Source organism: Sphingomonas sp. 2R-10 (genome assembly GCF_030062225.1).
Taxonomy (GTDB): Bacteria; Pseudomonadota; Alphaproteobacteria; order Sphingomonadales; family Sphingomonadaceae; genus Sphingomonas.
On the sequence record NZ_JASCXF010000033.1, the window covers coordinates 38,897 to 46,517 of the forward strand.

At 69.1% G+C, this 7,621-nt stretch carries 8 protein-coding genes and 1 pseudogene; 4 read left to right on the plus strand and 5 right to left on the minus strand.

Annotated features, from left to right (window positions below; all coding sequences use genetic code 11):
* The first annotated feature begins 66 nt into the window (after positions 1–66).
* On the plus strand, positions 67–1,668 hold the full coding sequence (locus QLH51_RS15040; protein WP_206429212.1) for a putative bifunctional diguanylate cyclase/phosphodiesterase: 1,602 nt from the start codon (positions 67–69) through the stop codon (positions 1,666–1,668).
* Here QLH51_RS15040 and QLH51_RS15045 read toward each other — a convergent pair.
* Genes QLH51_RS15045 through QLH51_RS15060 form a run of 4 tightly spaced genes read right to left on the minus strand, consistent with a single transcriptional unit; the run spans position 1,641 to position 4,525 of the window.
* Positions 1,641–2,804 (minus strand): CCA tRNA nucleotidyltransferase, encoded by a 1,164-nt coding sequence (locus tag QLH51_RS15045; protein ID WP_125660875.1) that lies wholly within the window; start codon positions 2,802–2,804, stop codon positions 1,641–1,643. The two genes, QLH51_RS15040 and QLH51_RS15045, sit on opposite strands and share 28 nt — an antisense overlap.
* Before the next feature lie 32 nt (positions 2,805–2,836).
* Entirely contained in the window at positions 2,837–3,427 is a 591-nt protein-coding gene (locus QLH51_RS15050) for a CoA pyrophosphatase (protein WP_125660842.1), read from the minus strand.
* Positions 3,424–3,987, minus strand: coding sequence for a DUF1285 domain-containing protein (locus QLH51_RS15055; protein WP_125660845.1), 564 nt, complete (start codon positions 3,985–3,987; stop codon positions 3,424–3,426). Before QLH51_RS15055 ends, QLH51_RS15050 begins: the two co-directional genes overlap by 4 nt.
* 40 nt (positions 3,988–4,027) lie before the next feature.
* The gene (locus tag QLH51_RS15060; RefSeq protein WP_125660848.1) at positions 4,028–4,525 is read right to left on the minus strand and encodes a GNAT family N-acetyltransferase; all 498 of its coding nucleotides are present in this window, start codon (positions 4,523–4,525) and stop codon (positions 4,028–4,030) included.
* Between the two features lie 136 nt (positions 4,526–4,661).
* Between QLH51_RS15060 and QLH51_RS15065 the strand changes: the two genes are divergently transcribed.
* A complete protein-coding gene (locus tag QLH51_RS15065; protein WP_125660850.1) occupies positions 4,662–5,033 on the plus strand; it encodes a dihydroneopterin aldolase in 372 nt (123 codons plus the stop codon).
* Positions 5,030–5,779, plus strand: a complete 750-nt coding sequence (locus QLH51_RS15070) for an SDR family oxidoreductase (protein WP_125660853.1) — start codon at positions 5,030–5,032, stop codon at positions 5,777–5,779. Before QLH51_RS15065 ends, QLH51_RS15070 begins: the two co-directional genes overlap by 4 nt.
* Positions 5,780–6,346: 567 nt before the next feature.
* Here the strand turns inward: QLH51_RS15070 and QLH51_RS15075 are convergent.
* Positions 6,347–7,204: a hypothetical protein gene (locus QLH51_RS15075; RefSeq protein ID WP_206429214.1), complete on the minus strand. Its 858-nt coding sequence runs from the start codon at positions 7,202–7,204 to the stop codon at positions 6,347–6,349.
* 224 nt (positions 7,205–7,428) lie between these two features.
* Between QLH51_RS15075 and QLH51_RS15080 the strand changes: the two are divergent.
* Positions 7,429–7,621 (plus strand): annotated as a pseudogene (locus tag QLH51_RS15080) (energy transducer TonB); the annotation flags it as partial.

The following is a 7,621-nucleotide window of genomic DNA, read 5'->3' on the forward strand; positions in this document are numbered from 1 at the left end:
TGCGCGCCCGCCGATGTCGTGCCGCTGGCTGTCGACCCGCGCGAACCGATCCTCGATCTGTTACCCGTGCCGACGGCGGTCATCGCGCTGGCCGACGATGACCTGGTGCGGTTCGAGCTGGTGAACGCCGCCTTCCGTGCCGCCGGGTTTTCGACGGCGCAGGGGCGCGCCGCGCTGCTCGACGAACTGGCGGAGCGGATCGGCGCGTTCCTGCAATCGTCCGACCTGCGGCGGCGCATGGCGTTGCGAATCGGCGATGCGGTGGACAGCCGGCATTACGACGTGACGCTGGCGCGGCGCCCCGAATCGGTCGGGGTCCGACGGTGCATCATGTCGCTGGTCGACCAGACGCCCGAACAACGCACCGAAACCAGCCTGCGGCGCGAGATGAGCACCGACTCGCTCACCGGCCTGCCCAACCGCACCGGCTTCGCCGACATGGTCGAGGACATGATCGTGGCGGTGGACCGCGCGCGATATGCGGTGCTGGTCGTCAACCTCGACCGGTTCAGCCGCGTCAATGCGTGCATGGGATCGCTATCGGGCGACGAACTGCTGATATCGGTCGCGCGGCGGTTGAAGGGTGTGCTGCGCGGCTGCGACGTGCTGGCCCGCACCGGTGGCGACGAGTTCGCCGTTCTGCTGGGGCTGCGCGAGGGAACCGGGGACGCGCTGCTGGTCGCCGGGCGGCTGCAACAGGCACTTGTCCAGCCGTTCCAGCTGTCGGACTTCAGCATCCGCGTCGAATGTTCGATCGGCATCGCGCTCGGCGAAGATGCGGACGACGAGGCGGAGGACATGATCCGCCACGCGCAGTTCGCGGTGAAACGGTCGAAGCGCACCGGGCTGACCGAGGTCTATCGCCCGCATCTGTTCGATATCGTGCGTAGCCAGTTCTCGATCGAGACCCGGTTGCGCCATGCGCTGGAGGAGGGGCAACTGCGCCTCGCCTTCCAGCCGATCTGCGACCTGTCGAACGGGCGGATCAGCAGTTTCGAGGCGCTGGCACGCTGGCGGACGCCGGAAGGCGAGGAGATTACGCCGACCGCGTTCATTCCCGTGGCCGAGGAATCGGGGCTGATCGTGCCGCTGGGGCGCTGGGCGATGGACGAGGCGGCGCGGACGCTGGCCGAATGGGACCGCCGCCTGGGCGGGCACGGCGACGCGCGGATGGCGGTGAACCTGTCGGCGGTCCAGTTGCAGCGCGACAATGTCGAGGCGATGGTCGCCGACGTGCTGGCGCGACACGGTCTCACCGGCGACCGCTTCACGCTCGAACTGACCGAGAGCGCGTTCATCGTCGATCCCGACCGGACGCTGCACACCATGCTGGCGCTCAAGGAGCTGGGCGCCAGCATCGCGATGGACGATTTCGGCACGGGCTATTCGAACCTCGCCTATCTGCAGAAGCTGCCGATCGACAAGCTGAAGATCGACCGCAGCTTCATCACGGGGATGCTGGCCGACCGCGACAAGGTGGCGATCGTCCGCGCGATCCTGAGCCTTGCGCAGGCGCTGGGAATGCGCACCACGGCGGAGGGGATCGAGACGCAGGAGCTGGAGCATACGCTGGTGGCGCTCGGCTGTGCGTTCGGACAGGGCTATTTCTATTCGCGGCCGGTCGATGCCGACGCGGCGTATCAGCTGCTGCTCGACCGCAACGCCTGAGCCACGACCGCATCGGCGATCGCGGCGGTGCGCGTCGCGTCGGGAAAGCCTTCCGCGATCCACCGGTCCTCGACCTGCCGCAGCGCGCGCGCCACATCGGGACCGCGCGCGAGGCCGCGTTCGACCAGCGCGCCGCCCGACAGCGGCAGGACGGGGCGCTGCCACCCACCGACCCCGGCCGCCGCGTCCGCATCGCCGGCCAGCAGCAGCCGATCGACCGCACCCTCGATGCCCAGTCGATAGCCGAGCTCGAACGGGGTGCCCGCATCGTGGCCCAGCGCGGTGGCAATCCGCTTGCGCTGGGCGTTCGACAGTTTCAGGCGCGCGGTCACGCCCTCGGCATTGCCCGCATCGAGCAGCGCGGCCAGCCGGCGGACCGGATCGGGGGCGATGCCCGCCGCCGCCTCCGCCGCGACCAGCGTCGCCAGCCGATCGATCCCCGCTAGGTCGATCTCGGGCAGGACCGGTCGCCAGATCGTATGGCTGGTCATCAGCCGCAGCACCGCCACCGCACCCTGCGCCAGCAGCAGCTTCAGCAGTTCATCGGCGATCCGTTCGCGCGACAGGGCCATCAGGTCGTTGGCGCGGGCGATACACGCCGACAACCCTTCGGGATCGGGCGTGTCGCCGAAGCGGGCGAGGAAGCGGAAGAAGCGCAGGATGCGCAGGTGATCCTCGGCGATCCGGCGCAGCGGGTCGCCGATGAAGCGCACCCGCCCGGCCCGCAGGTCGGCGACGCCGCCGAAATAGTCGTGCAGCCGGTAACCGCCCATATCGGCATAGAGCGCGTTCATCGTGAAGTCGCGGCGCGCGGCATCGGCCTGCCAGTCGTCGGTGAACGCCACCTCGGCATGGCGGCCGTCGGTGGTGACGTCGTGACGCAGCGTCGTCACCTCGACGACCGTGCCGTCGGCGACGGCGGTGATCGTGCCGTGCGCGATGCCGGTCGGCACCGCCCTGATCCCCGCCGCCTGCAACCGGCGGACGACCTCCTGCGGCGGGTGGACCGTCGCGACGTCGATGTCGGAAACCGGCAACCCCAGCAGCGTGTCGCGCACCGCCCCGCCGACATAGCGCGCCGCCCCCCCATCCGCGCCCAGCGCGATGGCGAGCCGGTCGAGCCCCGGGCGTGTCATCCAGTCGGCGGGGGGCAGGGTAGCGGGTTCGGTCACGGCCATCTCAATCGTTGCGCCAGGTTGACGATCATCGCCGCGGTCGCACCCCAGATGCGCCGTTCGCCGAAAACCAGTTCGTAATAATGCCGTTCGCGCCCCTCGAACCACCGGCTGCCCAGCCCGTGGTTGGCGGCGTCGAGCAGGAAGGCGAGCGGCACTTCGAAGATCGCATCGACCTCCAGCGGGGCCGGCGCCAGCGGCAGGTCGGGCGGCACGACGGCCAGCACCGGCGTCACCTCGAACCCGGTGACGGTATGATAGCGATCGAGCGTCGCGACGATCTCCGCGCTGTCGGCGGGCAGCGCGATCTCCTCCGCCGCCTCGCGCAGCGCCGCACCGACCGCGCCGTCATCGGTCGGATCGATGCTGCCGCCGGGAAACGCCACCTGTCCGGCATGGGTGCGCAGCGCGCCGGTCCGCTGGGTCAGCAGCACACCCGGATCGGTCCGGTCGGTCACCGCGATCAGCACCGCCGCCGGTCGCCAGCCATGCTCCGGCATCGGCACCTCGCCGTTCAGGTCGCCGATCAGCAGCGGCCCCGCCGGCGCGCCCAGCCGCTCGCGCAGCCGTTGGCCAAGCATCATGCCGCGGCGAAGGGGAAGAACGCGCCGTCGCTCCAGAGCCCTTGCGCCCCGTCGGGGCCGGCGACCAGCCGGTCGACGAGTTCGTAGAAGACGGCGCGGGCGATCAGCGCGTCCATGCCGCCACGCGCACGCAGGTACGGGCGGGGAGCATCGGGCGTGCCCTCGATCCGGATCGGATGCTCGGCATCGGCGACGATCACTTCGTCGGTGTTCAGCCGGAACGCGATCCGGCTCTGCTCGCCCTCGCCCGACAGCTTCGCCTCGACCGCGACGAACGGCGCGTCGTCGACGACGATCGACAGCTTCTCGACCGGGGTCACTAGCACGTGCGATCCGTCGGGCTCGCGCCGCAGGATCGTCGAGAACAGCCGCACCATTTCCGCGCGCGTGATCGGGCTGCCCTGATGGAACCAGCTGCCATCGGCGGCGATCCGCATCTCGCTGTCGCCGCAATGCGTCGGGTTCCAGCGCTCGACCGGCGGCAGTTTCGCCTCGGCGGCGAGGCGGGCGACCTCGGCAAGCGACATCGACGCGAAATCATTGGGGGGCTGCATGGACATGGGATGCCGTTAGCTCGGCCGCGCCGCCCCCGACAAGGGGTCACGCGGTCAGGGCGACACGCGGCGCGAGAATGCCCGATACGATCGGCACGCCGCCGCGGGCGAGGACGCGATGCGCATCATAGGGGCCGGGCATCCGCCAGCCGCCGGTCCGATCGGCGGTGAAGCCGAAGCGGGTATAATAATCGGGGTCGCCCACCAGCATCAGCAGGGCGTCGTCCCCCGCCGCCGCGATCGATTCCGCCATCAGCGCGCGGCCGATGCCCGAACCCTGCCGGTCGGGCGCGACCGCCACCGGGCCGACCATCACCAGCGGCAGTGCCACCCCGTCGTCGCCATCGAGCTGCACCGGCCAGCACTGGATCGCGCCGACCAGCCGTCCGTCATCGACCATCGCGAAGCTCAGCGCGGTGATCGGACTCAGCCCGGCGCGCACCCGATACGCCGTACGCCGATGGCGATCCGTGCCGAACGCCGCGTCGAGCAGCGCTTCGACCTCGTGCGGGGCGATCCGGGAAAGCGGCGACAGGTCGGGCAAGGCTGGTCCATTCGGTATGCGGTTCCCGCGCCTGTACCGCGCGGCGGGGCGGGTACAAGCACGAAGATGCGGGCAGCTTACGTGTCCGCCGCCTTCTGCTATCGCGCGTCCATTCCCTTATTGTGACAGGTGCCGTTTGCGCGATTCGCTCCAGCTCGAAGTTCATGATGTCGAGGTGCATGTCCTGACGGGCATCTATTCCGAGGAAACCCATCTGCCGCAGCCGTTGCGGATCTCGATGACGGTCGACCTCGACTGCCCCGAACGCTTCACCCCCGACACGCCGCTGTCGGCGTCGAAAAGCTATATGGACCTGAAGGAAGCGGCGACGACCTCGCTGCCGCAGGGCGTGCACTTCACGCTGATCGAGGGCGTGGCCGATCATATCGCCGACACGCTGTTCCTCTCCGACCCGCGGGTGCAGCGGGTGCAGATCCGCATCGTGAAGCTCGCCATTGCCGAGGCCGGCGAATCGATCGGCGTCACTATGGTCCGGCATCGGCGGTGAGCCGCCCGCTGGCATTGGTCACCGGCAGCTTCCGCCGGCTGGGCGGCGTGATCGCGGTGCGGCTGGCGCAGGCGGGGCATGACGTGGCGTTGCACGCGACGGCGGACGGCGATCCCGATGCGACCGTCGTGGCGGGGATCGCGGCGGCGGGCGCCTGGTGCGAACGCTTCGCCGCCGACCTGAGCGACGGCGCGGCGACGGCCGGGCTGATCCCGGCGGTGGCGGCCCGTTTCGGCCGGAGGGTCGACCTGCTGGTGAACAACGCATCGTGCTTTCGTGCCGACGACGACGCGCTGCCGTCGCCCGAATCGCTGGTCGCGCATTTCGCGGTGAACGCCGCAGCGCCGTTCGTGCTGGCGACGGCGCTGGCCGGACAGGGCGGGCGGGCGGTGGTCAACATCCTCGACCAGCGGATCGCGCACCCACACCGCGACCAGCTGGCCTACACCCTGTCGAAACAGGCGCTGGCCGAAGCGACGCGGACGCTGGCGCTGGCATTGGCCCCCGCGGTGCGGGTCAATGGCGTCGCTCCCGGACTGACGCTCGCGACGGGCGACTATACGGCGGGGCAGCTCGACCGGCTGGCAGCGATGATGCCGCTCGAACGGCTGCCCACGGCGGGGCAGGTCGCCGATGCGGTGCTGTTCCTTGCCGGGGCGGGGGCGTCGACGGGGCAGCTGTTGTTCGTCGACGGCGGCGCCGGGCTGGTGCGATACGAGCGCGATTTCGTGCATCTGGCGCGATAGGCCGCCGCTCTACCGTGCGCCGCGCGACCGAGGGTAGATCGACAGTCAGTCGGTCAGTCGGTCCGGCCGGGCGATGGGCGTTTCCGGTTGAACGATCCCCCTTCCGTCACCCCTGGAGTTTGATTCATTCGCATGGAATCGTCACCCCAGCGAAGGCTGGGGTCTCCCTCGGCGCCTGCTGCGCGCTACCGCCCGGCGATCCCGGCCTTCGCCGGAATGACGCCTGTTTCAATATGAGCGGATCAAACGCTGGGGCTGATCGACATTTGGCGATGACCAAAGGATTTCGTCCTTCCCGCGCAGGCGGGAATCCATAGACGCTGACGTTTCGGCTGGATTCGCGACGCTGGCGGATGATGGACTCCCGCCTGCGCGGGAGTGACGAAAGGGGATGGAACGGTATTCCTGCGTCCGGCGAACTGAATGTCGATCGGCTCCAGGTCGAGCCCGGGTGACGATCCGCCCGTGAATGGCGAGCGGCTCCGGAATGACGAAGCAGGTGTCCGGTCGAGTCCGCGACGCCGAATGTCCCCCGGTCAGGTCGCGGCGTCCGCCCGCGCGGCGTATCTATCCCGCGCGCCCGTCCTCGCACCGCCCGAGCGATTCGCGCACGAACGCATAATCCTCGCGCGCGATCGCCGCGTTGGCGTCTTCCTGCGACGCCAGGCTCGCTTCGGGCAGCGTCTCGGGCAGCCCGCACGCGAGGCGATACCATGCCAGCGTGTCCGGCTTCGGCGCGCCGCCGGCTTCGTCGATGATGTCGCCCAGCGACAGCGCCCAGCGCCGTTCCTCGCCCGGTCGGCGCAGGACCAGCAGCGACACCGGATTGCCGGTCGCGGTCTTGAGGAAGATCTGCGTCTCGCCTTCGCCCGGTAGCGTACCGGGAACGTGGAAGGCGTTGCCGACGCCGGCGATCGCGGGAGGCGCATCGGGGGCGATCACCTCGCGCACGACATCGCGCACGCGCTGGTCGAGCGCCGGGCTCCACATGAATTGTGCGTCGGGCGTCACCAACTGTACCTGATCGGGACGCCCGGCAACGGCGCGGGCGAAGGCGATGGCCCGCTGCCGCTTAAGGTTCGGCGCACGCCCGCGCGGGTCGAACGGCATGTCGACGAGGTAGCCGATCCGCGCGGGCAGGGGGCCGCCCGCCCGAATCAGCGCACCGACATCGGCGGTGACATAGAAGCGGACATGCCCCGCCGCGAGCCCCGGTGCCTCGGCCGGCGCGATCCGTGCGACCGAGCGAATCGTTACATCCAGCACGATATCGCTCTCCAGCGCGAGCCGGGCGATCGTGGCGTACGGAACGACCGAATCATCGGTAGCGGTAACAGGTGCCGGGGCGTTCTGCCGGGCCAGAACCGGCGCGCACGCCATCAAACCGAGGGTCAGGACAAATGCGGCGGTGGGATTGCGCTTCATGCAACTGCTCTTAACCGGCGGAAAACCGTGGTTACAGACTTATTTCGGTAATGCCGCGATTGTACGAATGTTTCGTCCGACAAAGCGTTTGCGTCGTTTAAAAGGCCGCGATAGACAATCGCGTCCGGAATGCCGCGTTAGCCCCGGACACGACGGTCGTTGCGTGCCGGTTTCCGCCGGACGGACCGACCCAATGTACCGGGCTAGAGGAGTTTGGTTGCTGAATGGCTTACGCTGACCAAAAAGCAGGTAGTGGCCGGATCGTCGCGCTGATCATCGTGGGGATTCTCCACGTCGTGATCGGTTATGCGTTCATTTCCGGCCTTGCCTACAAATATGTGAAGAAGGTGACTGAGGATACCGAGACGTTCGACGTCGAGGAGCCGCCACCCCCGCCGGAGGAAATCCCTCCTCCCC

What these genes read in the sequence shown, in the direction of transcription:
- QLH51_RS15045 (WP_125660875.1), bottom strand. Translation starts at nt 2,804, where the DNA reads ATGACACGCCCGGGGCTCGACCGGCTCGCCATCGCGCTGGGCGCGGAT.
- QLH51_RS15050 (WP_125660842.1), bottom strand. Translation starts at nt 3,427, where the DNA reads ATGATGCTTGGCCAACGGCTGCGCGAGCGGCTGGGCGCGCCGGCGGGG.
- QLH51_RS15055 (WP_125660845.1), bottom strand. Translation starts at nt 3,987, where the DNA reads ATGTCCATGCAGCCCCCCAATGATTTCGCGTCGATGTCGCTTGCCGAG.
- QLH51_RS15075 (WP_206429214.1), bottom strand. Translation starts at nt 7,204, where the DNA reads ATGAAGCGCAATCCCACCGCCGCATTTGTCCTGACCCTCGGTTTGATG.